Origin of the sequence: Micromonospora sp. CPM1, assembly GCF_023896895.1 — a bacterium.
GTDB lineage: Bacteria > Actinomycetota > Actinomycetes > Mycobacteriales > Micromonosporaceae > Micromonospora > Micromonospora tulbaghiae.
This window is the reverse complement of record NZ_JAMHIU010000018.1, coordinates 40,672-65,484: the sequence shown is the minus strand read 5'-3', so window position 1 is coordinate 65,484 and position 24,813 is coordinate 40,672. Positions and strand designations below refer to the sequence as shown.

Annotated in this window: 26 protein-coding genes and 1 pseudogene; 15 read left to right on the top strand and 12 right to left on the bottom strand. The window is 73.6% G+C overall.

Going from position 1 to position 24,813, the window contains the following annotated elements:
- Nucleotides 1-112 precede the first annotated feature (112 nt).
- Both M8C11_RS21800 and M8C11_RS21795 read left to right on the top strand, forming a co-directional pair.
- The gene (locus M8C11_RS21800; protein WP_252452650.1) at nt 113-490 is read left to right on the top strand and encodes a hypothetical protein; all 378 of its coding nucleotides are present in this window, start codon (nt 113-115) and stop codon (nt 488-490) included.
- 47 nt (nt 491-537) lie between these two features.
- Entirely contained in the window at nt 538-1,095 is a 558-nt protein-coding gene (locus tag M8C11_RS21795) for a Uma2 family endonuclease (protein ID WP_252452526.1), read from the top strand.
- Nucleotides 1,096-1,115: 20 nt separating this feature from the next.
- Here the strand turns inward: M8C11_RS21795 and M8C11_RS21790 are convergent, their stop codons facing one another.
- Both M8C11_RS21790 and M8C11_RS21785 read right to left on the bottom strand, forming a co-directional pair.
- Nucleotides 1,116-1,637, bottom strand: a complete 522-nt coding sequence (locus M8C11_RS21790) for an SRPBCC family protein (RefSeq protein WP_252452524.1) — start codon at nt 1,635-1,637, stop codon at nt 1,116-1,118.
- Nucleotides 1,638-1,640: 3 nt separating this feature from the next.
- A complete protein-coding gene (locus M8C11_RS21785; RefSeq protein ID WP_252452521.1) occupies nt 1,641-1,949 on the bottom strand; it encodes a metalloregulator ArsR/SmtB family transcription factor in 309 nt (102 codons plus the stop codon).
- A gap of 87 nt (nt 1,950-2,036) precedes the next feature.
- Here M8C11_RS21785 and M8C11_RS21780 point away from each other — a divergent pair, with 87 nt between their 5' ends.
- The gene (locus tag M8C11_RS21780; protein ID WP_252452518.1) at nt 2,037-2,966 is read left to right on the top strand and encodes an LLM class F420-dependent oxidoreductase; all 930 of its coding nucleotides are present in this window, start codon (nt 2,037-2,039) and stop codon (nt 2,964-2,966) included.
- A gap of 213 nt (nt 2,967-3,179) precedes the next feature.
- Here M8C11_RS21780 and M8C11_RS21775 read toward each other — a convergent pair whose 3' ends face one another.
- Entirely contained in the window at nt 3,180-3,593 is a 414-nt protein-coding gene (locus M8C11_RS21775) for a hypothetical protein (RefSeq protein ID WP_252452515.1), read from the bottom strand.
- A 67-nt stretch (nt 3,594-3,660) separates the two neighbouring features.
- Between M8C11_RS21775 and M8C11_RS21770 the strand changes: the two genes are divergently transcribed.
- On the top strand, nt 3,661-4,887 hold the full coding sequence (locus M8C11_RS21770) for an FAD-binding protein (RefSeq protein WP_305884555.1): 1,227 nt from the start codon (nt 3,661-3,663) through the stop codon (nt 4,885-4,887).
- Between the two features lie 58 nt (nt 4,888-4,945).
- Here the strand turns inward: M8C11_RS21770 and M8C11_RS21765 are convergent, their stop codons facing one another.
- The 3 genes from M8C11_RS21765 to M8C11_RS21755 all read right to left on the bottom strand — a co-directional run bounded on the left by M8C11_RS21765 (nt 4,946) and on the right by M8C11_RS21755 (nt 7,225).
- Complete coding sequence (locus M8C11_RS21765; RefSeq protein ID WP_252452509.1) at nt 4,946-6,085, bottom strand: site-2 protease family protein; 1,140 nt, start codon at nt 6,083-6,085, stop codon at nt 4,946-4,948.
- An 83-nt stretch (nt 6,086-6,168) separates the two neighbouring features.
- Nucleotides 6,169-6,375 (bottom strand): DUF397 domain-containing protein, encoded by a 207-nt coding sequence (locus M8C11_RS21760; protein ID WP_252452506.1) that lies wholly within the window; start codon nt 6,373-6,375, stop codon nt 6,169-6,171.
- 13 nt (nt 6,376-6,388) lie between these two features.
- Nucleotides 6,389-7,225 (bottom strand): helix-turn-helix transcriptional regulator, encoded by an 837-nt coding sequence (locus tag M8C11_RS21755; RefSeq protein WP_252452503.1) that lies wholly within the window; start codon nt 7,223-7,225, stop codon nt 6,389-6,391.
- A 273-nt stretch (nt 7,226-7,498) separates the two neighbouring features.
- Between M8C11_RS21755 and M8C11_RS21750 the strand changes: the two genes are divergently transcribed.
- Nucleotides 7,499-7,813 carry a DivIVA domain-containing protein gene (locus M8C11_RS21750; protein ID WP_252452500.1) on the top strand — a complete coding sequence of 105 codons (315 nt, stop codon included), beginning with the start codon at nt 7,499-7,501 and terminating at the stop codon, nt 7,811-7,813.
- On the top strand, nt 7,810-8,064 hold the full coding sequence (locus M8C11_RS21745; protein ID WP_013287870.1) for a hypothetical protein: 255 nt from the start codon (nt 7,810-7,812) through the stop codon (nt 8,062-8,064). Before M8C11_RS21750 ends, M8C11_RS21745 begins: the two co-directional genes overlap by 4 nt.
- A gap of 13 nt (nt 8,065-8,077) precedes the next feature.
- On the opposite strand, the gene M8C11_RS21740 is transcribed toward M8C11_RS21745, so the two are convergent.
- Nucleotides 8,078-8,929: an alpha/beta hydrolase gene (locus M8C11_RS21740; protein ID WP_252452497.1), complete on the bottom strand. Its 852-nt coding sequence runs from the start codon at nt 8,927-8,929 to the stop codon at nt 8,078-8,080.
- A 140-nt stretch (nt 8,930-9,069) separates the two neighbouring features.
- Between M8C11_RS21740 and M8C11_RS21735 the strand changes: the two genes are divergently transcribed.
- From M8C11_RS21735 to M8C11_RS21715, 5 genes and pseudogenes are all read left to right on the top strand, one after another.
- Nucleotides 9,070-9,813, top strand: a complete 744-nt coding sequence (locus tag M8C11_RS21735; RefSeq protein WP_252452495.1) for an SDR family NAD(P)-dependent oxidoreductase — start codon at nt 9,070-9,072, stop codon at nt 9,811-9,813.
- A 111-nt stretch (nt 9,814-9,924) separates the two neighbouring features.
- A pseudogene (locus tag M8C11_RS21730) lies at nt 9,925-10,765 on the top strand (ABC transporter ATP-binding protein).
- Nucleotides 10,766-10,788: 23 nt separating this feature from the next.
- The gene (locus M8C11_RS21725; RefSeq protein WP_252452493.1) at nt 10,789-11,589 is read left to right on the top strand and encodes an ABC transporter permease; all 801 of its coding nucleotides are present in this window, start codon (nt 10,789-10,791) and stop codon (nt 11,587-11,589) included.
- 21 nt (nt 11,590-11,610) lie between these two features.
- Nucleotides 11,611-12,765, top strand: coding sequence for a sensor histidine kinase (locus M8C11_RS30605; RefSeq protein WP_252452491.1), 1,155 nt, complete (start codon nt 11,611-11,613; stop codon nt 12,763-12,765).
- Nucleotides 12,762-13,382: a response regulator gene (locus M8C11_RS21715; protein ID WP_043329150.1), complete on the top strand. Its 621-nt coding sequence runs from the start codon at nt 12,762-12,764 to the stop codon at nt 13,380-13,382. The genes M8C11_RS30605 and M8C11_RS21715 overlap by 4 nt, the downstream gene beginning before the upstream one ends.
- Before the next feature lie 6 nt (nt 13,383-13,388).
- Here M8C11_RS21715 and M8C11_RS21710 read toward each other — a convergent pair whose 3' ends face one another.
- Both M8C11_RS21710 and M8C11_RS21705 read right to left on the bottom strand, forming a co-directional pair.
- Nucleotides 13,389-14,279 carry a L,D-transpeptidase gene (locus M8C11_RS21710; RefSeq protein ID WP_120568596.1) on the bottom strand — a complete coding sequence of 297 codons (891 nt, stop codon included), beginning with the start codon at nt 14,277-14,279 and terminating at the stop codon, nt 13,389-13,391.
- Between the two features lie 73 nt (nt 14,280-14,352).
- Nucleotides 14,353-15,798 (bottom strand): alpha-amylase family protein, encoded by a 1,446-nt coding sequence (locus M8C11_RS21705; protein WP_252452489.1) that lies wholly within the window; start codon nt 15,796-15,798, stop codon nt 14,353-14,355.
- Nucleotides 15,799-16,036: 238 nt separating this feature from the next.
- Between M8C11_RS21705 and M8C11_RS21700 the strand changes: the two genes are divergently transcribed.
- From M8C11_RS21700 to M8C11_RS21685, 4 genes are read left to right on the top strand one after another with little or no spacing between them, the layout of a single operon-like run.
- A complete protein-coding gene (locus M8C11_RS21700; RefSeq protein ID WP_252452487.1) occupies nt 16,037-17,728 on the top strand; it encodes a hypothetical protein in 1,692 nt (563 codons plus the stop codon).
- Nucleotides 17,725-19,191, top strand: coding sequence for an NADH-quinone oxidoreductase subunit NuoF family protein (locus M8C11_RS21695; RefSeq protein ID WP_120568599.1), 1,467 nt, complete (start codon nt 17,725-17,727; stop codon nt 19,189-19,191). Before M8C11_RS21700 ends, M8C11_RS21695 begins: the two co-directional genes overlap by 4 nt.
- 16 nt (nt 19,192-19,207) lie before the next feature.
- Entirely contained in the window at nt 19,208-19,804 is a 597-nt protein-coding gene (locus tag M8C11_RS21690; protein ID WP_252452485.1) for a redoxin family protein, read from the top strand.
- Nucleotides 19,801-20,748 carry a cytochrome c biogenesis CcdA family protein gene (locus M8C11_RS21685; protein ID WP_252452482.1) on the top strand — a complete coding sequence of 316 codons (948 nt, stop codon included), beginning with the start codon at nt 19,801-19,803 and terminating at the stop codon, nt 20,746-20,748. The genes M8C11_RS21690 and M8C11_RS21685 overlap by 4 nt, the downstream gene beginning before the upstream one ends.
- On the opposite strand, the gene serS is transcribed toward M8C11_RS21685, so the two are convergent.
- From serS to M8C11_RS21670, 3 genes are all read right to left on the bottom strand, one after another.
- Entirely contained in the window at nt 20,735-22,018 is a 1,284-nt protein-coding gene (gene serS, locus M8C11_RS21680; protein ID WP_252452479.1) for a serine--tRNA ligase, read from the bottom strand. The genes M8C11_RS21685 and serS overlap by 14 nt on opposite strands.
- 438 nt (nt 22,019-22,456) lie before the next feature.
- The gene (locus tag M8C11_RS21675) at nt 22,457-23,602 is read right to left on the bottom strand and encodes a MerR family transcriptional regulator (protein ID WP_252452477.1); all 1,146 of its coding nucleotides are present in this window, start codon (nt 23,600-23,602) and stop codon (nt 22,457-22,459) included.
- Between the two features lie 31 nt (nt 23,603-23,633).
- Nucleotides 23,634-24,809 (bottom strand): trans-acting enoyl reductase family protein, encoded by a 1,176-nt coding sequence (locus M8C11_RS21670; protein WP_252452474.1) that lies wholly within the window; start codon nt 24,807-24,809, stop codon nt 23,634-23,636.
- Nucleotides 24,810-24,813 lie beyond the last annotated feature (4 nt).

Below are 24,813 nucleotides of genomic sequence, written 5' to 3'. Positions count from 1 at the left end.
TCGCTGGCACCGGGCGCACACGCCGCGCACACCGCCGTGTGCGCGGCGGCGGAATCGAGTACGCGTGCTCATTCGCCCAGGCCGCCGGCCGGGCAGGATCGAAGGCGTGACGATGAGACGTACGCTGCTCGGCGGTCTGCTCCTGGCGCTGGCCACGGCCGGTGCCTGGGTGGCCTGGCTGAGCTGGGAGTCCGGCTGGACCGTGGACCCGCAGACCGGCGACATGAGCGGGCCGTACGCGGTCTGGCAGGTCGCCGCCGCGGTGCTGAGCCTGGCCGCGCTGGCCGCGGTCGGCGGCTGGTGGCTGAACATCTGGCTGGTGGCCACGGTGATGACAGTGGCGTTCACCGTCCCATGGGCGGTGCACGCCGCCTCGACCGACGACACCGGCCTGTGGGCGGTCGGTGCGGCGCTGGTGGCCATCGGCACGACCATCGGGACGACGCTGGTCGGCGGCGCCGCCGGGTGGCTGCGCCGCCGGACCGGATGACGGGCCGGATGCCGCAGCTACGCCTACTGCTGCCATAGGATGGCGTCATGAGCGCTGAGGCAGTCGGCATGCACATGCCCGCCGTCGTGACGCTCGACGACGTGGCGACGATGAATGCCGCCGACCCGAACGGTCACCGCTACGAGACCAGCCCCGAGGGGGTTCTGTCGGTCATGCCGCCGCCCGACTCGGAGCACGCCATCATCGCGAGCCGGATCTTCGCCTGGCTGATCATGGCGGGCTGGCCTGCCGAGCAGGTGCTCCAGGCCGTCGGCGTGCGGGTGCCGGGGCCCAACGGGGACGGTGGCCGGATCCCCGACATCACGGTGTGGCGGAAGCCGCCCAGCCGTCGCGTCTGGTCCGCCGTGGCCGACCTGGTGCTGGTGGTCGAGATCGTCTCGCCCGGCTCGGAGACCATGGACTCGGTGACGAAGGCCCGGGAGTACGCCTCGGCCGGCATCCCGCGTTACTGGGTCGTGGAGCGGGACGGCGCGCAGACCGTCACGCTCCACGAACTCGGCGGTGATGGCCGGTACGCCGAGCACGCTCGGATGCCGCTCGCCTGGTTGCTGCAGACCGCGCCCGCCGACCACCTCGACGGGTAGGGCCGCCGTACCGGCAGGCGTCAGTCGCGGTTCAGGCGTTCGGCGTACGCGTCGCGCAGCTCCGCCCAGCCGAAGTCCTTCGCCTCCGCGCCCCGGATCGGGCCGACCGGGTCGCCGTCGAGCAGATGGGCGGCGACGTCGAGGCAGAGGTGCCAGCCGGCGGCCGTCATCGGTGCGAGGTCGGGCCGGCCGACCCGGTGCCGCAGCGTGAGCGTGGTGCCGTCGGCGGTCGCGGTCAGCTCCCAGCGGAGCAGGTCGTCGCCCCACGCGTACTCCAGCAGGTGCGGCCGGTCCGCGCGCAGCACCCGGGCGGGCGCCGGGTGGGTCTGGTCGCCGTCGACGGTGCTGAGCACGGCGTCACCGGTGCGGCCCAGGTCGCGGTCGGCCAGGAACGGCGCCCACGCGGCGAGCTGATCCGGGTCGGTGAGCGCGGTCCACACCTTCTCCGGCGGGTGCCGCAGCTCGCGGACGAAGACCAGTTCGTTCTCGGGTGTCAGCTTCACCCGGGCGAGCGGGCCGGGACGGAACGTGTCGCGGTCCATCTGTCACTCCTGACTGTCGAGATGGCGTTCCAGGGCGTCGAGGTGCGCGGTCCACATCGACCGGTACGGCCCGAGCCAGTTGTCCACTGCTCGTAGCGGTGCCACGTCGACCCGGTAGATCCGCCGCTGCGCGGCCGTACGGCAGGTGACCAGGCCGGCGTCGCGGAGCACCCGCAGGTGCTTGGAGACCGCCGGCTGGCTCATGCCCAGCGCGTCCACCAGCTCGCCCACGCTGCTCTCCGCCCGCCGGAGCCGGTCGAGGATGCGGCGCCGGGAGGGCTCGGCCAGCACGGTGAAGGCGTCGACGGTCACCCAGGTAATATGCCTTATCAGTTATATGCCTGGCAAGGAATGACGGGTCGCGCTACCCCGGCCCGGCCGGCTCCATATGCTCGGGGGATGGAACTGCGGATCTTCACCGAGCCCCAGCAGGGCGCCACATACGACCAGCTCCTCGCCGTGGCCCGCCGCGCGGAGGAGACCGGCTTCGCCGCGTTCTTCCGCTCCGACCACTACCTGAAGATGGGCTCGGTGAGCGGTGATCCCGGCCCGACCGACGCCTGGACCACGCTCGCCGGCCTGGCCCGCGACACCACCCGGATCCGGCTCGGCACACTGATGACCGCCGCCACGTTCCGGCTGCCCGGCCCGCTGGCGATCACCGTGGCGCAGGTCGACCAGATGAGCGGCGGCCGGGTCGAGCTGGGCATCGGCACCGGCTGGTACGCCGAGGAGCACTCCGCGTACGGCATCCCGTTCCCGGCGCTGGGGGAGCGGTTCGACCGGCTGGAGGAGCAGCTCGCCGTCATCACCGGGCTCTGGTCCACCCCGGCCGGCTCCACGTTCGACTTCCCCGGCACGTACTACCCGGTCAGCGACTCGCCAGCGCTGCCCAAGCCGGTGCAACGCCCCCGCCCCCCGATCCTGCTCGGCGGCATGGGACCGAAGCGCACGCCCCGCCTCGCCGCCCGGTACGCCGACGAGTTCAACCTGCCGTTCGCCTCGGTCGAGGACACCGTGGCGCAGTTCGGGCGGGTACGCGACGCCTGCGCCGAGATCGACCGTGATCCGTCCACGATGACCTGGTCCAACGCGCTCGTGCTCTGCTGCGGCCGCAACGAGGCCGAGGTGAAGCGCCGCGCCGAGGCGATCGGCCGTGAACCCGACGAGCTGCGCGCGAACGGTGCCGCCGGTACGCCCGCCGAGGTGGTCGACACGATCGGCCGGTACGCCGAGGCGGGCAGCTCGCGCGCCTACCTCCAGGTGCTCGACCTGAGCGACCTGGACCACCTGGAGCTGGTGGCCGCCGAGGTGATGCCCCAGCTCTGACCCGGCCCCCCGCCCGCCGCTCGACCGTCCCCATCGATCTTGGAGTTGTGGCACCTGACAAGCCTCGCTTGAGCGACAATCCGGGCGCCACAACTCCAAGATCGACGAGCTGGGGCGGGCTGGGGCGGGCTGGGGCGGGCTGGGGCGGGCTGGGGCGAGCTGGGGCGGGCTGGGGCGGGCTGGGGCGGGGCGTGAGGGTGGGCGGCGGACGGGTCAGCTTGTTGTGGCGCGGCGGACGGTGTCCAGGCGGCCGTCGCGGTCGCTGTCCAGGTACGTCACGTCGGGCACGCCGTCGCCGTCCAGGTCGACCTGCACCACGTCGGCCACGCCGTCGCCGTCGAGGTCGGTCACCACCTCGACGGAACCGTCCAGGTGCCGGGTCACGATCGACCGGGCCGCCCCCTGGCGCGGCGGCGGCCCCGGGTGGGGCACCGGGGCCGGCTCGGGCTCCGGCGTGGGCCCCGGCACCGGCGCGGTCGCGACGGGCACCACGCCCACAGCGGCGGGCGCCACGCCCACAGCGGCAGGCGGCATCTCCGCAGCGTCGGGGTCCACGCCGGTCGGGTCGATCTCCTCCTCCGACGGGTACACGTCGCCGCGGAGGCTCGGGTCGCGGTAGCTGCTCATCCCGCCAGGATTCCCGCCGAGTGGCCGGGGCAACCCTGCCGGCGCATGATGGCGCATGATGCAGCGCATGACGGACACCAACTGGGCCGGAAACGTCAGCTGGTCCGCGCGTACCCGATCGCGGCCGACCTCGACCGACGAGCTGCGCCGGCTGGTCGCGGAGGCCGACCTGGTCCGGGCCGTCGGCACCGGCCACTCGTTCAACCGGCTCGGCGACACCACCGGCACCCAGATCGCGCTGGACGGCCTGCCGCCCACCGTCGCGCTCGACCCCGACCGCGGCACCGCCACCGTCGCGGCCGGCGTCCGCTACGGCGACCTGGCCACCACGATCCAGGCCCAGGGGTACGCGCTGGCGAACCTCGCCTCGCTGCCGCACATCTCGGTGGCCGGCTCGGTCGCCACCGCCACGCACGGCTCCGGCGCGCGGAACCGCAACCTCGCCGCCGCCGTCGCCGCGCTGGAACTGGTCACCGCCGACGGCGACGTGATCACCGTCGACCGGGCCGACCCGCGGTTCGCCGGGCTGGTGGTCAACCTGGGCGCGCTGGGCGTGGTCACCCGGCTCACGCTCGACGTGGTGCCCACGTACGCGGTGCGCCAGCACGTCCGGCTCGGCCTGCCCCGCGCGGCGCTGGACGAGGCGCTCGACGCCGCGTACAGCGTCAGCGTCTTCACCTCGTGGCGTTCGGAGCGTTTCGACCAGGTGTGGGTGAAGCAGTACGCCGACCAGGCGCCGCCGCCCGCCGACTGGCTGGACACGGTGGCGGCCGACTCGCCCCGGCACCCGGTGCCCGGCATGTCGCCGGAGCACTGCACCGCGCAGCTCGGTGAGCCGGGGCCGTGGCACGAGCGGCTGCCACACTTCCGGCTCGGCTTCACCCCGAGCAGCGGCGACGAGTTGCAGTCCGAGTGGCACGTGGCCCGCGCCGACGCGGCGGCGGCGCTCGCCGCGCTCGACCCGGTCGCCGATCGGATCGCCGCCGTGCTCCAGATCTGTGAGCTGCGGACGGTCGCCGCCGACGAGCTTTGGCTGAGCCCGAACTACCGGCGCGACTCGCTGGCGCTGCACTTCACCTGGATCGGCGACCCGGTGGCGGTGGCGCCGGTGCTGGCCGAGGTGGAGGAGCGGCTCGCCCCGTTCGCGCCGCGCCCGCACTGGGGGAAGCTGTTCGAGCGCGATCCCGCCGGCGCGTACCCCCGCCACGCCGACTTCGCCGCGCTGCTGCGCGAGTTCGACCCGAAGGGGAAGTTCCGCACCGTCGAGATGGACCGCTACTTCCCCCGGGTCTGACGGCGCTGGGCATGCGCTCCCGGCCCTCGCTTCGCTCGGTGCGGTCACCCATGCGGGGTTACCGCCCGGCGGGCGTCTGCTGGCGCAGGCTGCCGCGCTGCACCGCCCGGCTGATGTCGCTGGGCGAGACGATGCCGACCAGCTGGTCGTCGATCACCACGAGCGCCCGGCCGTCGGTGCACTCGTTGAGCCGGGGCAGCAGGTCGGTGAGCTGCTCCTCCGGGCGGGCGAGCACCAGCTCGTCCGCCCGGCAGGACACCTCGGCCAGCGTGGTCGAGGCGCGGCGGTCCGCCGCGATGCCGCGTACCCGATCGAGCGTGACCAGGCCGACCGGCCTGCCGTCGACGGTCAGTGGGAGCGCGGAGTGCCGGTACGCGAAGAGGTAGTGGTCGACGAAGTCGGCCACGGTGAGGTCGCCGGACGCCGTCTGCGGCTGCGGCGTCATCACGTCGCCCACCCGGATGCCGCGCAGCGCGTCGCCCATCCGTGCGGCGCGTTCCTCCTGGCCGGCGGCGCCGAGCAGGAACCAGCCGATCAGCGCCAGCCACAGCCCGCCGAACCCGGCGCCGGTGAAGAACCGCCACAGCCCCAGCCCGATCAGCACCACACCGAGCACCCACCCCGCACGCGCCGCCACCACCGACGCCTTGGTCCGGTCGCCGGTGAACTTCCAGACCGCCGCGCGCAGCAGCCGCCCGCCGTCCAGCGGGGCGGCCGGCAGCACGTTGAAGATCGCCAGCAGCACATTGATGCCGGCCAGCCAGGACAGCGCGCCCAGCAGCAGCCCGTCGCCGTAGCTCACGGCCACCACCACCGCGATCGCGGCGAAGACCAGCCCGATGATCAGGCTGACCAGCGGCCCGACCCCGGCGATCCGCAGTTCGGCGCCCGGGTCCTTCGCCTCGCCCTTCAGCTCGGCCACGCCGCCGAACAGCCACAGCGTGATGCCCTCGACCTCGATGCCGTTGCGCTTGGCGACCACCGCGTGCGCCACCTCGTGGGCGAGCAGGCCGAGGAAGAAGACCACGGCGGCGGCCAGCCCGGCCGCGACGTAGGCGACGGGCGAGTGACCGGGGTACGAAGCCGGGAACAGGCTCGCCGACAGCGCCCACGCGATCAGCACGAAGATGACCAGGACACTCCAGTTGACGCCGACCGGTACGCCCGCGATCCGACCCAGACGGAAACTCGCCCTCATGTTCCCGTCATACCCGGCGGACCCACCCGCACACCAGGGCCGGGTGGCATCTCACAGGGCACCAGGGCAGAGCCATCAGGGCGTCAGCGGCGGAACGACCGCTGTTTGACGCTCGCGATGAAGGTCGACCAGGCTGCCTGGTCGAAGGCGAGGGCCGGACCGGCGGGGTCCTTGCTGTCGCGTAGCCCGACCACGCCGGGCAGGCCGTCGGCGACTTCGACGCAGTCGCCGGAGCCGTTGCTGCGGGTGCTCTTGCGCCAGGTCACCGTCGCCTGGTTGGCCTCTTCCACCCGCGCCGTCCTCTCACAGCTCGTCGATCGCCCCCAGGATGAGGTCGCGCGACTCCCGAGCGCCGGCCGCCGTGGCGACCAGGTGCTCGAAGACGCGGCTGTACTCCCTGACCTGTTGGCCTTCGAGATAGAGGCTACCCGCGCGGGTCTCGACGTAGACGACCCCCGGATCGGCCGGCTCGGGGAAGGTCAGCACGCTGAAGGCGCTGCCCATCGACCCGTACTCGCCCGCGCCGAAGGTCAGGATCTGGATGGTGCGGCCGGGTCGGTCCGCCTCCTCGGCCAGTCGCCGCAACTGCGCCGCGAACAGCTCCGCACCGCCGACCGGCCGCCGTAGTGCTGCCTCGTCCAGCACCACCCAGAGCTTCGGCGGAGTCTCGGTGTCCTGTCGGCGCATGCGCAACTCCACCCGCCGGTCCACCTCGTCGCTTGGGGCGTCTGGGTGCTCGGCGCGGATGACCGCGCGGGCGTAGTCGGCGGTCTGGAGTAGACCCGGAATCAGTTGTGGCTGGAACGCGCGGATCTCGGACGCCTCGGCTTCCAGCCCGACGTAGACCTCGAACCAGTCCGGCAGCACGTCGTCGTACGCCTGCCACCAGCCGCGCTTGCGGGCGTCGCGCGCGACCTGGACGAGGGCGTCCACCTCGTCGCCCTCCACGCCGTACAGCTCAAGGAGACCACGGGCGACCGGCGGCATGACGGATACCTGGGCGTTCTCGATGCGGCTGATCGCCGACTTCGATATGCCCACCTCCTTGGCGGCCTGGTCGGCGGTCATGCCGGTCTGCTCACGGAGGCGACGAAGGGCGGCGGCCAGGCGTCGACGTCGGACGGTCGGGCTTCCAGTCATGCCGGTCAGTGTGGCGGAATCGGACGAGCATCGCAACGACACTCTCCCGAATCGGGAGTTGCATAAAGGGTGCGGTTCGCTGCACGATGAGTGAGTGGCCGGATCGGCTGGGTTACTGGGCTTGCCGACCTGGGCCACGTGTTGTGCCCTGCTGACGTACTGCCGGTCGAAGGCTGCGGTGGCAGGTGCCGGGGTGGGTCCGCCGGTGCGGGGCGGACCGACGGACCCACCCCTTCCACGGTTCGATCTCGACGGTGAGGGGCAGGTTCTGTCATGCGCGTCTTCCTTCGACGGGTCCGAGGTCGCCGGCGGACGGTCCTCGGATCGACCTGCTACCGCTCGTCCGCCTACCAGCCCCTGCGCCCGTGGCAGGTGCGTGAGCGGAACTTCCGGACGACCCCGCTGGGCCGGCGCGGGCTCGACCCGCAGGAGGTACGGGAGTTCCTCGACCGCGTCGCCGGTGACCTGGCCGCCGTCTACGACGCGCTGGCGCAGAGCCGCCGGGAGACGGACCGGGTCAAGAATGCGCTGCGCCGCTGGCAGTCGGAGCAGGCCCAAGCCCGCAACGAGCGGGGGTACGACAGGTGACCGAGCGCTGGGTGATCCACCTGCCGGTCGTCGTCAACGACCTGCTCTCCGCTCAGCGGCTGGCCCGGGTGGTGGCGCACTGGACCCACGTCCTGCCACAGACCGAGCCCGGCGGCACCACAGTCTCGGCGGAGGACGACCAGAACGTCCGCCACTGGGTGTTCTGCGACCGATTGCTGCCCGGTGGGCAGCGGTGCCTGCTCCGGCCCGGACACGACGGCGAGTGCTCCCGGCGGTTCCGGCCGCGATGAGTGCCCGCCGGGGTCAGCGGCGTCGAGGGGCCTCGGCGACCACCGTCGGGGAGAACTCGTTCGCCGCCTCGACCGCCCACTCCAGCGCGAAGTCCGCCTCCTCCTCCCAGCCCGGTTCGCCGCCGACGAAGTGCGACCGGCCGGGGAACTCCCGGTAGCCGGTGAGCGCCGTCGAACTCCGGTAGAGGTTGGCGATGCTGCTGGCGAGGGTCGCCGGCACCACGTGGTCCTCACCGCCCGCGGTGATCAGCAGCGGGGCGCGGTCGCTGCGCTTCTTGTCGATCTCGGTGGCCGAGTTCGGGTCCAGGTTGGCGAACGCCGCCTCGAACAGCACGTGCCCGGCGCCCGGTACGGCGTAGCGCTCCCAGGCGGCGTCGGACTGCTCCTGGCTGATGGTGTTGCCGAAGGCGTACCGGAAGTCCTCCGGGGTGAACGGCACGGCCCGGTGCCGGTTGGCCGGGTTGTGCAGGATCGAATACCCGGAGCGCAGCGTGCTGGGCGGCAGCTTGAGCACGCCCCGTACCGGCGCGGGGTGCACGGCGACCACCGCCGCGCCGAGGCGCCGGTCCGCCAGCAACTGGGCGACCAGGCCGCCGAACGAGTGGCCCATGATGATCGGCGGACGCGGCAGGCCCCTGATGATCGCCTCGTAGTGGTCGGCGATGTCGGCGATGCGCTGCGCGGCGATCGGCGCCGGGTCGGCCCGCAGCTCCTCCACCTCGCGGTCCATGCCGGGCCAGGCGGGCGTGAGCACCTGGAAGCCGCGCGCGGCGTACCGTTCGGCCCAGTGCTCCCAACTTCGTGAGGTCATCCAGAGGCCGTGGATGAGCACGATCGTGTCGACCCGTCCTGTCGGTGCGCTCATGTCTGGTCTCCCCGTTTCGCCGCTGGACGGCCCGCGCGTACCCGGACTGGGTGCCGGCAATCCTGTCCGATCGAACGGACAGGAAATGGACGGGGCGACCCGGATGATCAGCGTCCTGAGTCGACTGTCAGGATGACGGCATGACGGTCAGACTTGCCGACAGGGTTGCCCTGGTGACGGGCGGGAGCCGGGGGATCGGCGCCGCCGTCGTGCGCCGGCTGGCCGAGGACGGCATCCACGTCGCGTTCACCTACCGCACCGCGGAGGAAAGCGCGAAGTCCGTGGTGGCCGAGATCGAGGCGTACGGCCGGACCGGCCTGGCGATCAATGCGGACAGTACCGACGCGACGGCCGTGGTCGGCGCCGTGGAGCGGACCGTCGCCGAGTTGGGGCGGTTGGACATCCTGGTCAACAACGCCGGGGTGTTCGCGGGTGGGCCGATCGAGTCGGTCAGCCTCGACGCCCTGGACCGGGCGATCGCGGTGAACGTGCGCGGGGTCTACCTCGCCACCCAGGCGGCGGTGCGCCACATGGGTGCGGGTGGGCGGATCGTCAACATCGGCAGCAGCTTCGCCAGCCGTGTCCCGGCTCCCGGGGTGAGCGCGTACGCGATGACCAAGAGCGCCGTGAACGGGCTGACCCGGGCGCTCGCCCGCGAACTCGGTCCGCGCGGGATCACCGTCAACCTGATCCTGCCCGGCTCGACCGACACCGACATGAACCCGGCGGACAGCGCGGGCGCGGACGGGCAGCGGTCGCACATCGCCCTCGGCCGGTACGCGGAACCGGAAGACGTGGCGGCGACTGTCAGCCACCTGGTGGGCGCCGGCGGACGGCACATCACCGGTGCGTCGATCGCGGTCGACGGCGGCGCGACAGCCTGAGCGGACAACCCGGGCGTCCGCCGTCGGCGGTGTGACCGCCTGACAAATGTCACGGCCGGAAGGTGACTGCCGCTCCGGGGAACCGGACACCGCACGCCGGAGCATCGGGGCATGACCGATTCCGCACCGGCCGTGGACCTGGCCGGACTCACCAAGACCTTCGGCCCGGTGACCGCCGTCGACGGGCTCGACCTGCGGATCGCCCCCGGCGAGGTGGTGGCGTTCCTCGGCCCCAACGGCGCCGGCAAGACCACCACCGTCGACATGCTGCTCGGGCTGGCCCGCCCGGACGCCGGCACGGTCCGCCGTGTTGCAGACCGGCGGCCTCCTCAAGGACCTCACGGTCGCCGAGACGGTACGGATGACCGCGCACTTCTACGGCCACACCCGGCCGGTGGCGGAGGTGCTGGAGCGCGCCGGCATCGCCGGGATCGCCGACCGCGCGGTGGGCAAGTGCTCGGGCGGACAGCAGCAGCGCCTGCGGTTCGCGCTCGCGTTGCTGCCCGACCCGGACCTGATGGTGCTGGACGAGCCGACCACCGGCATGGACGTGGAGGGCCGCCGCGACTTCTGGCAGGCGATCCGGGCCGACGCCCGCTCCGGCCGGACCGTCCTGTTCGCCACCCACTACCTGGACGAGGCCGACGCGTACGCGGACCGGATCGTGCTGATCCGCCAGGGCCGCGTGGTCGCCGACGGCACCACCGCCGAGATCAAGAACCTGGCCGCCGGCCGGGTCGTGCGGGCCACGCTGCCCGGCGCCGACCAGGCCGCGCTCGCCGCGCTGCCGGGCGTCCGGTCGGTCGAGGTACGCGGCGACGTGGTGCTGGTGCACAGCGAGGACTCCGACGTGGTGGCCCGGCACCTGCTGACCCGTACCGGCGCCCGGGACCTGGAGATCACCTCACGCAACCTCGAGGACGCGTTCCTCACCCTGACCGCCTCCGCCTGAACCGACCCTCGGGGAGTCCCGCCATGACCGCCACGACCTCGTCCACCACCGGCGCCCGCGCCGCCGACCGCCGGCCGCCCGCACTCGGCGGGTTCTGCGCGCCGGTGCTCGCCATCGAGATACGCCGGGTGCTGCGCAACCGCCGCACGCTGCTGTTCATCCTGGTCATGCCGGCCGTGTTCTTCCTGCTGTTCGGGCTGCCCACGCGCGGGGAGAAGCTGGACAACGGGCTGCCGGTCACCGGTTGGATCATGATCAGCCTCGCCGTGTACGCGGCGATGGTCGCCACCACCAGCGCCGGCGCGGCTGTCGCCACCGAACGGGCGCTGGGCTGGAGCCGGCAACTGCGGCTGACCCCGCTGCGCCCGGCCGGGTACGTGGCGACGAAGGTCGCCACCGCGATGGTGCTCGGCCTGCTCGGCGTCCTCGTGGAGTTCGCTGTCGGCGCCGCCTCCGGGGTGCGGCTGCCGGCGCACGTCTGGGTGGAGTCCGGCCTGACCGCCTGGATCGGCGCGCTCGTGTTCGCCGCGTTCGGGCTGTTCGTCGGCTACCTCGCCCCGGCCGAGAACGTCATGCAGTTCATGGGCCCGGCGCTGGCCATCCTGGCCATGCTGGGCGGCCTGTTCGTCCCGCTGGAGCTGCTGCCCGACGTGATGCAGCAGATCGCCAAGTTCACCCCGGTGTACGGGGTCGGTCAGCTCGCCCGCGCGCCGCTGACCGGCACCGGGGTGGACTGGGCGGCGGTGGCGAACGTGACCGCCTGGACCGTGTTCTTCGGACTCGGCGCGGCCCGGCTGTTCCGCCGGGACACCACACGCGTCTGAGGTGGCACTAGCGTGATCGGCGTGACGTCGCCGCCCGTCCCGGCCCGGCCGGTGAACCGCCACTGGCGGATCACCGGCTGGCTGCTGGCGGCGGTCTGGCTGTTCTTCCTCAACATCCCGTTCACCACCGCCCTGCACCAGCCGCAGATGTGGCGTCGGCTGACCGGGATCGGCTCGCTCGTCGCGTTCGCCGTGGCGTACGTGCTGATCTTCGAGTGGGCCCGGGCCCGGCGGCAGCGCAACCGGCCGGTGCCGCCCGGCCGGGCCCGGCTGCTGATCGGCGTGCTGCTCGCGCTCGGGCTGGCCGGGATCCCGGGCACCGGCGGCGACTGGCTGACCACACTGGTCTTCGTCGCGGCAGCCGCGGTGTTCCTGCTGCCCTCGGCAGAGGCGCTGGTCGTGGTGGTGCTCGCCGCGGCGGCGCCACCGGTGACCGCGCGTCTGGTGCCCGGCTGGGAGCACGAGAGCACGCTCGTCTTCGCGGTGCTGCTCGCCTCGTTCGCCATGTTCGGGGTGAGCCGGCTGGCCCAGCGCAACGGCGAACTCCAGGCCGCGCAGCAGGAGATCCGCCGGCTGGCGGTGGCCGAGGAACGCGCCCGCGCCGCCCGGGACCTGCACGACATCCTCGGGCACTCGCTCACAGTGGTGGCGGTCAAGGCCGAACTGGCCGGGCGGCTGATGGAGCTGGACCCGGCCCGGGCCGCCACCGAGATCGCCGACGTGGAGCGGCTGGCCCGGGAGGCGCTGGCCGACGTGCGGGGCACCGTCGGGGCGTACCGCGGGGTGGATCTGGCCTCCGAACTGGCCGGCGCGCGGTCGGCGCTCGCCGCCGCGGGCGTCGTCGCGGAGCTGCCGGAGTCGGTGCCGCCGCTGCCGGCGGACCGCGACGAGTTGTTCGGCTGGACGGTCCGCGAGGGGGTGACCAACGTGGTGCGGCACAGCGGCGCCCGCCGGTGCGTCATCCGGGTCGAGCCGTCGGCGGTGGAGGTACGCGACGACGGCCGGGGTCCGGCGGACCAGCGGGGCACGACGGCCGGGCACGGCCTGGCCGGGCTGCGGGAGCGGGCCCGGCGGCTGGACGCCACGGTGACGGTGGCGCGGCCGGACGACGGGCGTGGTTTCCTGCTCCGGGTGACGGTGCCCGCGGCGGATCCGGACGGAGAGGCGCACCTGTGACCGAGCCGATCAGACTGCTGCTCGCCGACGACCAGGCGCTGGTCCGGGGCGCGCTGGCCGCGCTGCTGTCGCTGGAGCCGGACCTGACCGTGGTGGCCGAGGTGAGCCGGGGTGACGAGGTGGTGCCGGAGGCGCTGCGCACCGGCCCGGACGTGGCGCTGCTCGACGTGGAGATGCCGGGCCTGGACGGAGTCGCCGCCACCGCCGCGCTGCGGGCCGCGCTGCCGTCGTGCCGGGTGCTGGTGGTGACCACGTTCGGCCGCCCCGGCTACCTGCGCCGGGCGATGGAGGCGGGTGCGAACGGCTTCGTGGTCAAGGACACCCCGGCCCGGCAGCTCGCCGACGCGGTCCGCCGGGTGCACGCCGGGCTGCGGGTGGTCGACCCGGCACTCGCCGCCGAGACGCTGGCCACCGGGCCGAGCCCACTCACCGAACGGGAGACCGAGGTGCTGCGTACGGCACGCGGCGGCGGCACGGTGGCCGAGCTGGCGGCGACGTTGCATCTGTCCGAGGGGACCGTCCGCAATCATCTCTCCGCCGCGATCGGCAAGACCGGCGCGCGTAACCGGGCCGACGCGGTGCGGGTGGCGGAGGCCAACGGCTGGCTGCTGGGGTGAGCCCGGTCAGGGCAGGCGGTCGACCACCACGAAGGCGGTGCCCGGCTCCACCTCGGTCAGGAGCAGGCGCTGGGCGCTACGGGTCAGCCGGATGCAGCCGTTGGTGACGTTCTTGCCGAGCGTGTCGTCGTTGTACCAGCTGTGCAGTCCGATGTGGGCGCCGCGCAGGCCGGTCGGCACCGCGTCCGGGTCGTCGGGGATCGCGCCGAGGGCGAAGATGTCGACGCCGCCGTAGACGGCCTGCGGGGGCGGGGTGCGGCCCAGCACGAACGTGCGGCCCAGCGGGGTGAGCTGCCCGGACATGCCGAGGCTGACCGGCCAGGTGCGCATCGCGCGCCCGTCCCGGCTCCAGGTGAGGCGGTGGGTGCGCCGCTCCACCACGATCTGATCGCGCAGCACCACAGTGGTCCAGCCGCCGGACGGCAGCCAGGCGATGGTGCGGTTGGCCGACGGCAGCAGCACCGCCGTCCAGCCGGAGCGGCGGTCGACGATCGGCACCGTCAGCCGTACGCCGCTGATGGTCGGCGCGAGGAACGCCAGCGGACGGCCGCCCGGCGCGTCGTACGCGGCCACGTTCCGGTTCGGGCGCAGCCCTTCGCTCAGCGGGCGGGTGTCGGCCGGGTCCGGGTCGGGCGGGAAGCCGCGCGGCGCCGGGTCGTAGGTGACCACCGGCAGGTCGTCCGGCGGTGGCGCGGCCGGCGGCACCGACTCGACCGGCGACGGGCTCGGCGCGGCGGTCGTGGCCGGGGGCGCGGCGGCGGGCGGCGCCGCCTGGCGCGCGGGCGTGGCGGTGAGCGCGCGGCCGACCAGCAGCGCGGTGACGAGCAGCAGCGGTACGGCGAGCGCGGCGATCAGCCAGCCGGGAGGCCGGCGCGTGGCGAACCGGTCGAAAAGCACGAAAACGACTGTAACCGACCGGAAGCCCCCGTACCCGGTACTACGGGTACGGGGGCTTCGCGGCGCGGGTTGCTCAGCTCAGCTTCGCGCCGATGTGGATGGCGATCGCGTCGTGCGCGGGGACGTTGGCGGCGAACCAGCCGGACGAGTCCACGGTGATCACCGGCCCGCTGCACGAGCCGTTGCTGAACGTGCCGTGGACGACGTCGCAGTAGCGGCCCGCCGGCAGCCCGGTCTGGTACGACCGGCCGTTCACCGCGGTGTCCTCGTCGTTGATCGTCAGGTAACCCTTGCCGGTACGGCTGAACGCGATGTGCTGGTAGCCGTTGTCGTACCAGTTGGAGACCCCGACGCCCTCGGTGGCGTTGCGGAAGCCGACCATGTTGGCGATGACCGGCCAGCGGTGCTCGCACTCCCAGCCCGAGTAGCAGGTCACGTTGGTGATCCGGTTGCTGCCGTCGGCGGGCGGGCCCTGGTCCCGGCCGCTGTACGTGAAGCTCGACATCACCGCCGGCGTGCCGTACGGCCAGGCCAGCATGAACGCGTTGGCGAGCGCGTACGTGCCCCGGTTGCGGTAGGTCAGCACGCCACCCTCGCGCTGGGTGTCGTGGTTGTCGGTGAAGACCACCGCCTTCGAGCTCGACAGGTAGCCCCAGGACTCGCCGAAGTTCTTCAGGTACGCCAGCCGCTCGTTGTTGAACATCCGGGCCAGGTCCTTGCCGTACCGGAACTCGTGCACGTCGCCGTTGCCGGTGTACTCGGTCGGCTGGATCGGCTCACCGGCGCCGTAGATGACCTCCTGCACCAGGTACGCGCTGCGGGACAGCTTGGCCTTGATCGCGGCGATGTCGGCCGCCGGCATGTGCTTGCTGCCGTCCAGCCGGAAGCCGTCGACGCCGAGCGAGAGCAGGTCGTTGAGGTACGCGGCCAGCCGGCCGCGCACGTACTCCGACTCGGTCTTGAGGTCGGCGAGGTTGACCAGCTCGCAGTTCTGCACCTCGTACCGGTCGTTGTAGTTGGCGATGTCGTTGTTGCCGTTGCGGCCGCAGTAGTGGAAGTCCTGCGCCGAGTAGACACCCGGGTAGTTGTAGTGGCCGTACGACGAACCGGCCCAGCCGGTGCCGCCGTTGTCCTGCCCGGACATGTGGTTGACCACGGCGTCGACGATCACCTTGACGCCCGCGGCGTGACACGTGTTCACCATGGACTGGAACTGCGCGCGGGTGCCCTTGCGGGACTCGATCCGGTAGCTGACCGGCTGGTACGACACCCACCACGGGCTGCTGTTGACGTGCTCCTGCGGCGGGGACACCTGCACGTAGCCGTAGCCCTTCGGGCCCAGCGTGCTGGTGCACTCGGCGGCCACCGAGGTCCAGTTCCACTCGAAGAGCTGGACGATCACCTTCTTGGCGCCCGGGGTGGCGGCGGCGGCCGGGGGTGCCGCCGCGGTGACGGGTACGAGCAGGCTCGCGGCCAGACTCAGGGCGAGCGCGGCGGCGCGGCATCGGCGTCGATGCATCAGGACTCCTGCGGGGTGCGGGGGATGCGGGGGAGTGGAGCCTGTTTCAGTGCTGGCTTCTTGCAAGCCAGCCTGAAATTTTGCGGCAAGGTTACGAGCCTGTTGCAAAGTCTGTCAACGCATGGGCATCCGTCGTTGCGTCAGGCGCTACACGCGCGTCCGGGCTGGACGGTTCGAGAATCCGGCCGAGAAATTCGCCACCGGAGGTGATCCGTCCGCGCCGTCCCTCCGTACCTGAGTGGGGAGCAGGGTCGGCCGGTGGGGGCGCCGCCGCGAGACGATCGAGGAGCAGATGGCCCGGGCACAGCAGAACGAGAAGGCGACGACCGTCCGGACCACCAGCACCAGCCGTGGTGCCCGGACGATGTCGAAGTCCGCGATGGTGGCACTGACCGCCTCCGCACTCGGCCTCGCATGGGCGGGTGTGGAGCTGGCCGGCGCCGGCGGCGTCATGTACTCGTACGGATTCTTCTTCACCGAGTTCTTCGCCGGGGTGGTCGCCCTGGTCTCGCTCAGCATCACAGTGATGCTGGGCCTGCTCGCCACCGACCGCCTGGTGCTGCTCATCCGGCACCGCGTGCTGCTCCAGTCGGCGCACCGGGCCACCGGCGTGCTCGGCGTGGCCGGCCTGGTCTTCCACGTCATCACCAAGGTCGCGATCGGCCGGGCCGGGCCGACCGACGCCGTGGTGCCGTTCCTCAGCGGCAGCGGCCTCTACGTCGGACTGGGGACCGTCGCCGCGCTGCTGATGGTGGGCGTGCTCTGGACCGGCATCATCCGGGTCCGGTTCGCCGGGGTCGGCCCGAAGTGGTTCTGGCGCGCGCTGCACTCGATGGCGTACGTGTCCTGGCCGTTCGCGCTGGTGCACGGCCTCAACGCCGGCCGTCCGGCCGCCGCCTGGGTGGTGCTGAGCTACCTCGCCTGCGTGGTGCTCGTGGTGATGGCGCTGCTGGTGCGCGTCTCGGTCCACCTCGGCAAGCGCAGCCGCGAGCAGCACCAGGCGGTCGCGCTCAACAAGGCGATGGCCGGCAAGGGCGAGGAGCGTACCGGCGTGTTCGCCGCGCTCACCCGCAAGAAGGCCGCCGACAAGGAGGACAAGGGCGCCGGCCGGGGCCGCTGGGCCGAGGCGACCGCCACCTGGACCGCACCGGCCGGCACGGCCCGGCGGCGCGATCCGGAGCGGTTCGCCGTACCCGTGGTGCCGGAACCCGGATCGCTGCGCGAGCCGGTCCGCGCGGCCGCCGCCCGGCGGCGCGACGAGGAGCGCGAGCCCGTCGTCCGCGCCCGGGACGAGGAGACGGCGCCGGCCCGCCGGACCGACGGCGAGCGGCCCCGCCGCCGTCGCCGCGACGACGAGGAACGCGTGACCCGCCGGTCCCGGACCGGGGAGCGGGTGAGCCGCCGCTCCCGGGACGACGAGGACCTGGTCGCCCGGTACTCCGCGCCGCCGGAGAGCGGCGGCCGGCACTCGGCGCCCCCGGACACCGGCGGCCGCCACTCCGCACCCCCGGACAGCAGCCGGTACGCCACGGCGGCCGAGGTGGCCCGCTACTCCGCGCCGCCGCGCGCGACCGACGAGCCGGAGGAGCCGTGGGACAGCCCACGCCGCTGGGAGTCCCGCCCGGTCTCCGGTGAGCCGATCTCGGCCGGCCCGATCTCCGGCACCCCGGTCACGGCAGAACCGCTCAGCGGATCCGGCCGCCGCTACCGGGACGAGGAGGACGTGCCGGAGGAGCCGGACTACTGGCGCCCGCCGGCCCGCTACGCCGCCGACGAGGCGTTCGTCGACGACACCCCGACGCTCGTCGACCTCGCCTCCCGCCGGGCGATGCGCGCGGGCAAGGAGAGCCGGTCCAGCCGCCGCAAGCGGGCCGACGCGGACGCGGTCGACGGCGCGTACTGGGCCGGGCTGCGGGGTGAGGCCCGGTGAAGCGCACGACGGTCCCGCCGGTCGCCTGTGTCGGCGAACCCCGCCTGACCGCCGGGTTCGCCGAGTTCGGCCGGCTCGACCTGCTGGCCCACGAGGAGGTGCACGGCCCGATCGGCCCGATGGAACCGGCGGCGCTGCTGCGGCTCGCCGAGGCCATCGACCTCAAGGGCAAGGGCGGCGCGGGCTTCCCGTTCGCCCGCAAGCTGCGCGCGGTGCTGGAGTCCTGCGAGCGGCAGGACCTCGGTGCCGTGGTGGTCGTCAACGCCACCGAGGGCGAGCCGGCGAGCTGGAAGGACAAGGTGCTGCTCACCCGCGCCCCGCACCTCATCCTGGACGGCGCCGCGCTCGCCGCGTTCGCGCTCGACGCCGAGGAGATCGTGATCGGTGTGGCCGACGACGACGTGGGCCGGCCCTCGCTGACCGAGGCGTTGCAGGAACGGCGGATGCCGGTGCCCACCACGATCGTCACCGTGCCGCACCGGTTCATCTCCGGTGAGGGCGGCGCGCTGGTCAACGGCATCAACGGCCTGCCGCACATCCCGCCCGGCACGAAGAAGCGGTCCAGCGACTCCGGCGTCGGCGGGCTGCCCACGCTGCTGTCCAACGCCGAGACGTACTCCCAGCTCGCCGTCGCCGCCCGGATCGGCCCGTACGAGTACGCCGCGCTCGGCACCGACGACGAGCCGGGCACCGTGCTGCTCACCGTCACCGGGTCGGCGAAGCGCCCCGCCGTGGTGGAGTGCGCCGCCGGCACCCCGCTGCGCGAGATCCTCGACCTGTGCGAGGTGCCGCCCGGCCCGGGCATCCTGATGGGCGGCTACCACGGTAAGTGGATCACCGCGGCGGCCGCCGAGCGGGCCGAGGTGTCCCGCAAGGGGCTCACCGCCGTGGGCGGCACGCTCGGCGCCGGCATCATCGTGCCGCTCGGCGCCGACACCTGCCCGCTCGGCGAGGCCGCGCAGGTGGTGCGGTACCTGGCGGGCGAGTCCGCGGGGCAGTGCGGCCCGTGCAAGATGGGCCTGCCCGACCTGGCCCGCTCGGTCGACCTCGCAGTCTCCGGCAGCGCACCGGTCGAGCTGGTCCGCGCCGCGGCCGGCGACGTCAAGGGCCGCGGCGCGTGCAGCCACCCGGACGGCACCGCCCGGTTCGCACTGTCCGCGATGGAGGTGTTCGCCGACGACCTGCGGCTGCACGCCACCGGCGAGGGCTGCGGCAAGCGGGTCAAGGGCATGATGGGCCTGCCCGGCGCGCCCGACGGCAACCCGCAGAAGCTCACCCTGGACTGGTCGCGCTGCGACGGGCACGGGCTGTGCGCGCACGTGGTGCCGGACTTCATCCGGCTCGACGGCAACGGGTATCCGGCGTTCCCACCCACCCCGGTGCCGACGTGGCTGCGCGAGGGCGCGCTCAAGGCGGTCAAGGTCTGTCCCGAGCTCGCGCTCCGCCTGGTCCGGGCCGAGTAGAACCCAGGAGCCGCCGATGCGTACCGCCGTTCGTGTCACCGCCGCCGCCGTGCTGGCCGCCACGCTCGCCGCCGCGACCGCCTGCGCGGCCGGCCCCGAGGGCGGCGCACCGGCGGGCGCGGTGGCCCCCGAGTCCCCGGCCCCCGCGTCCCCGGCTCCCGCGTCCCCGGCCGTCGCGTCGCCGGCGTCCGCGTCACTCGCCTCGGTGCCGGCCACGCTGTCGTTCACCGGCAAGACCCTCGACGGTACGGCGTTCAACGCCGCCACCCTGGCCGGGCGGCCGGTGGTGCTGTGGTTCTGGGCGCCCTGGTGCGCCACCTGCGCCAGCCAGGCGTGGACGGTGGCCGAGATCGCCCCGGCCTACCGCGACACGGTTCCCGTCGTCGGCGTCGCCGGGCTCGGCGAGCAGAAGGCCATGAAGTCGTTCGTCACCGAGTTCGACCTGGGCGGCACGACACAGATCGACGACCGGGCGGGCGTGCTGTGGCGCCGGTTCAAGGTGGCCGAACAGAGCACGTTCGTCGTCCTGGATCGCACCGGCCGGGTCGTCCACAAGGGATTCCTGGACGGCGAGGCGCTGACCCGGCAGGTCGAGACGCTGGCCCGGGGATGACCGGCACGCTGCTGCTCGCCCTGACCGCCGGCATGCTCGGCGCGGTCAACCCGTGCGGCTTCGCGATGCTGCCCGCGTACCTCTCGTTGCTCGTCGCCGGCCCCGACGGCGGGCGCGGCGCGGTCCGCCGCGCGCTCACCGCGACGGCCGGGCTGACCCTCGGGTACGTGCTGGTGTTCGGCGCGTTCGGGCTGGCCCTGGCACCGGCGGCGGACTGGCTGCGGCCGCGGCTGCCGTGGCTGACGGTGACGCTCGGCGTGCTGCTGGCGCTGGCCGGGTGCTGGCTGCTCGCCGGCCGGCGGCTGCCCGCGCCACGCCCGTTACGCGTCGCACCCCGGCTCACCCGCACCTGGCCGTCCATGGCGCTGTTCGGCGCGGCGTACGCGCTCACGTCGCTGACCTGCGCGATCGCGCCGTTCCTGGCGATCGTGGTGACCAGCCTGCGGGCCGGGTCGCCGCTGCGCGGGCTGGCGCTGTTCGGCGCGTACGCGCTGGGGATGGCGCTCGTGGTCGGGGTGGCCGCGCTCGCCGTGGCGCTGCTGCGCGGCCGGGTCGTGGCCCGGTTGCGCGGCGCCGGCGCGTGGGTGCCGCGGCTGAGCGGCGTGGTGCTGCTGGTCGCGGGCGGCTACGTCGCCTGGTACGGCTGGTACGAGGTACGCCTCGCCCAGGGTCGCTACGACGCCTTCACCGACCCGGTCATCCGCACCGCCGCCGACATTCAGCAGACCGTGGTGAACGCCGTCGACGCTCTGGGCCCCGCCGTCCTCGCGGCCCTCCTGGCCGCGCTCCTCCTCGCCGCCCTCACCCGCCCCCGCCCCCACTCCCGCCCCCGCGATCTTGCAGTTGGTGCCCCGGCAGAAGGGGTGAACCGGACTTCTGGCGGGCCGCAAGTGCAAGATCGCGGGGGAGGGGCGGAGGCGGGGGAGCGGGTCAGCGCGGGGTGAGGCGGTCGGTGCCCAGCTTGTCGCGGAGGACCTCCGGGACCACCACCGAGCCGTCGGGCTGCTGGTGCTGCTCCAGGATGGCCGGGAACAGGCGGCTGGTGGCGAGCGCCGAGCCGTTGAGCGTGTGCACGAAACGGGTCTGCTTCGCGCCCGGCTCGCGGTAGCGGATGGCCGCCCGGCGGGCCTGGTAGTCGCCGGCCCAGGAGACCGACGACACCTCCTTGTACTTGCCGGTGCTCGGCATCCACACCTCGACGTCGAGCGTCTTCTTCATCGAGGCGCTCGCGTCACCGGCGGCGAGCAGGCTGGTCTGGAAGTGCAGACCGAGCTTGTCGACCAGGCCCTCGACGTGCCCGACCATCGCCTCCAGCGCCTCGCCCGCCTGCTCCGGCAGCGTGAACTGGAAGATCTCCACCTTGTTGAACTGGTGGCCGCGCACGGTGCCGCGCTCGTCGGAGTGCGAACCGGCCGCCTCGCGCCGGTAGCACGGCGTGTACGCGAACGCCTTCAACGGCAGCTTCGGCGTCTCCAGGATCTCGTCCTGGTACGCGCCGAGGATCGCCGTCTCCGCGGTGGGCAGCAGGAACTGGCCGCGCGAGGACGACTGCTTGTCGATGTGGTAGACGTCGTCGTGGAACTTCGGGAACTGCCCGGCGGCGAAACCGGCGCTCTCCAGCAGCAGGTGCGGCGGGAGCAGGAACTCGTAGCCGGCCTGGATGTTCTGCTCGATCAGCCAGTTCACCAGCGCCCACTCCAGCCGGGCGCCGAGACCGGTGTACATCCAGAAGCCCGAGCCGCCGAGCTTCACGCCCCGCTCGTGGTCGACCAGGCCGAGCGCACGGCTCAGCTCCACGTGGTCGCGTACCTTCTCGATGGCCGGCGCCTCGCCGAACGTGCGCACCACCCGGTTGGCCTCCTTGCCCCCGGCGACCACGTCGTCGGCGGGCAGGTTCGGCAGCTCGCTCATCGCCGAGCGGAGCCGGGACTGCACCTCGTCGAGCTGGGACTCCAGCTCCGCGAGCTGCTTGCGCTCGGCCTCCGGGGCGACCGGTTGCGGCGTGCCGCCGGACCGTTTCGCCTCCGCGTACGCGCGCGCCTCGGCCTTGCGGCGCTGCCGCTCGGCGTCGATCTCCGTGATCAGGGCGCGTCGCTCCTGGTCGAGCCGCTGGATGTCGTCCAGCGCCCGGGTGACCTCGGCGGGATCCAGACGCTTCGCCAGCGCGGTCGCCACCGCCTCGCGATCCTTCCGGATCAACTCCATGTCGAGCATGCTGCTCGTACGCCTCCGTCCAGGCAGTCAGGTGGGACCTCCAGATGCTACCGTCGCGCCCCCGCCGCCCCGGCCCGGCCCGCGCAGCCCGCCGCCGCAAGGCCCTTTCCGGTGACGGTGCGTGGTGGTTGAGCCGTCGACAGGGCGTGTTCACATTGCGTGATGGTGCTCCGATGCCCGTGCCGGCCCATTGCCGGTCGCCAGTCCGCTGAACTGGTCAATCTCGCGGATCCGTTCTCCGGCCGACATGCCCCTCCGGCGACTTTGCTCTGCAGCCACCGACGCGGCGTTCGACGGAGCGTCAGCGTTGCGTGGATGGCTGCAGAGCAAAGTGCGCGAGGGGTGAAGGGTGGGGGCGGCGGTGTGGTCACGCACGGTCACTGATTCCTGCCGAGGTGCGGGGCCGGGACCGGCGAGCGCGGGCCGGAGACCGGAGCGTCAGAGGCGCACCGGCATCAGGACCGAGAAGGCGTCCGCGTCGTCGGCCCGCCGCACGGCCAGCGGGGCGATCGGGCCGTCCAGCTCCAGCACGAGCTGGCCGTCGCCGGACCCCAGCGCGTCCAGCAGGTACTCCCGGTTCACCGCCACCCGAAGCGCATCCGGGCCACCGGCGCCACCCGCACCAGCCGCGCCGTCGGCGCCACCCGCGCCGCCCGCGTCGACCACGGCGTTCGGGTCGACCAGGCGCAGCTCGCCCCGGCCGTCCAGGCCGAGCGCCACCACCTCGTGCTCGACGCCCTCGTGCGCGCGGTGGCAGACCGGGACGCCGTCGGCGGTGAGCGCCGCGCGCAGCGCCGCGCCGTCGAACGGGATCCGGTACGCGGGCACGTCGCCGAGCTGTGCCCGCAGCAGCCGCCGGTAGTCAGGGAAGTCGTACGGCAGCGGTTCGGCGGTCACCGGGCGGCCCGCCACCGTGACCGTCACCCGGTCGGCGGCGACGACGACCTCGGCGGTCCCCGCACCTTCGGCGCCCAGCAGCGCGCGGAGTTCGTCCACCGGTGCCACCGGCAGCAGCGCGCTCACCGGCGGGCCGTCGACGGTGCCGGCGACGCGGGCCACCGCCAGCCGGTGCCGGTCGGTGGCGACCAGCCGGACCCCGTCCGGCTCGACCTCCACCAGCACGCCGGACAGGACCGGCAGGTCGGGGTCGGCGCCGACGGCGAAGCGTACGGCGTCCACGGCGGCGGCGAGGTCGGTGCGGGACAGCACGAGGCGGGTGGTCACGATGGTCTCCTCCGGGTCGATCAGGCTGCGGATCCGGGAGAGTTCGCGACGGGCGTCGGCCAGGCCGTCCTCCAGGCGGCGCAGGTGCGCGTCCAGCAGCCGGTGCACCTCGGCCGGCCGGTGCCGGTGCCGCAGCGCCTCGGCGATGCCGGCCAGCGGCATCCCCACCCGGCGCAGCCCGGCCACCAGGCGGGCCGGGTCCACCTGCTCCTCGGTGTACCAGCGGTAGCCGGTGACCTGGTCCACCCGGGCCGGGGCCAGCACGCCGGAACGGTCGTAGAACCGTAGTGCGCTGACCGTCAACCCGCTGGCCCGGGCCAGTTCGCCGATGCTGCGAAGCTCGCTCTCCACGGCCGTCATCCTGTGACCTCAAGCGGGTCGAGGGTCAACCTCACGCCGGCAGGGTGCGGAACGTGATGCCGGCGCGTACCAGCCGGTCCAGCAGCGCGTCGCCCATCGCGGCGACGGGCGTGACCTGCCCGGCGGTCTCCGGCAGGTCGTCGAAGGCCAGGCAGAGCGCCGACTCGGCGAGCATCTTGGCCGTCTCGTCGTAACCCGGGTCGCCGCCGGCCACCTCGGTCACCACCCGCCGGCCGCCGCCGGTGCCCACGAACCGCACCCGGAACCACGACTTGGCCCGCTGCTCGGCGGTCGGCCCCTGCCCGGAGGCGAGCCGCCCGAGCAGCCAGCGCCGCGTCGGCGCCACCTTCACCAGCCCCACCACGCCGGCCAGCCCGACGCCGGCCACGAGCACCGTGGGCAGCCGCTTCATCGCCGCGAAGTGCCGGTAGCGGAAGTCCGGGCCGTACTCCGGGCGGGCCGCCGCGGACCGGCGGACCACCTGCGGGTCGATGGTGGGCAGCGGCACCGCCCACTGGCCGAACTCGCGTACCCGGCCGACCTTGCCCGGCACCGCGCGGACCCGGCGTCCCTCCGGGCCTGGCTCCATCGCCCGGCGGGCCCGCGCCGCGCGGCTCATCTCACCGGTACGGGAGAACGCGGTGAGCGCCGAGTGGTACGTCCCGGCGGAGAACCGGCCACCGGCCCGGACGTACCCGTCCACGGCGATCGGCCCGTCGGCCGGCAGTTGCTTGACCGTGTACCAGACGCCCAGGTCGTGCGGGATCGAGTCGAAGCCGCAGGCGTGCACCAGGCGTGCCCCGGTGCGCACCGCCTCGGCGTGGTGCCGCACGTACATCCCGTCGACGAACTCCGGCTCACCGGTGATGTCGAGGTAGTCGGTGCCGGCCGCGGCGCAGGCGGCCACCAGCGGCTCGCCGTGGTGCACGTACGGGCCGACGGTCGTGGCCACCACCCGGGCGCTCTCCGCCACCGCGCGCAGCGACGCCGGGTCGGTCACGTCGGCGGTGAGCAGTGGCAGGTCGGCCAGGGCCGGGTCGACGGCGGTCAACCGGTCCCGCACCGCGGCCAGCTTGTCCGGGTTGCGCCCGGCGAGGGCCCAGCGCAGCCGGTCCGGCGCGTGCCGGGCCAGGTACTCGGCGGTCAGCCCGCCGGTGAAGCCGGTGGCGCCGAACAGGACGAGGTCGTACGGACGGTCTGCGCGCATCCGC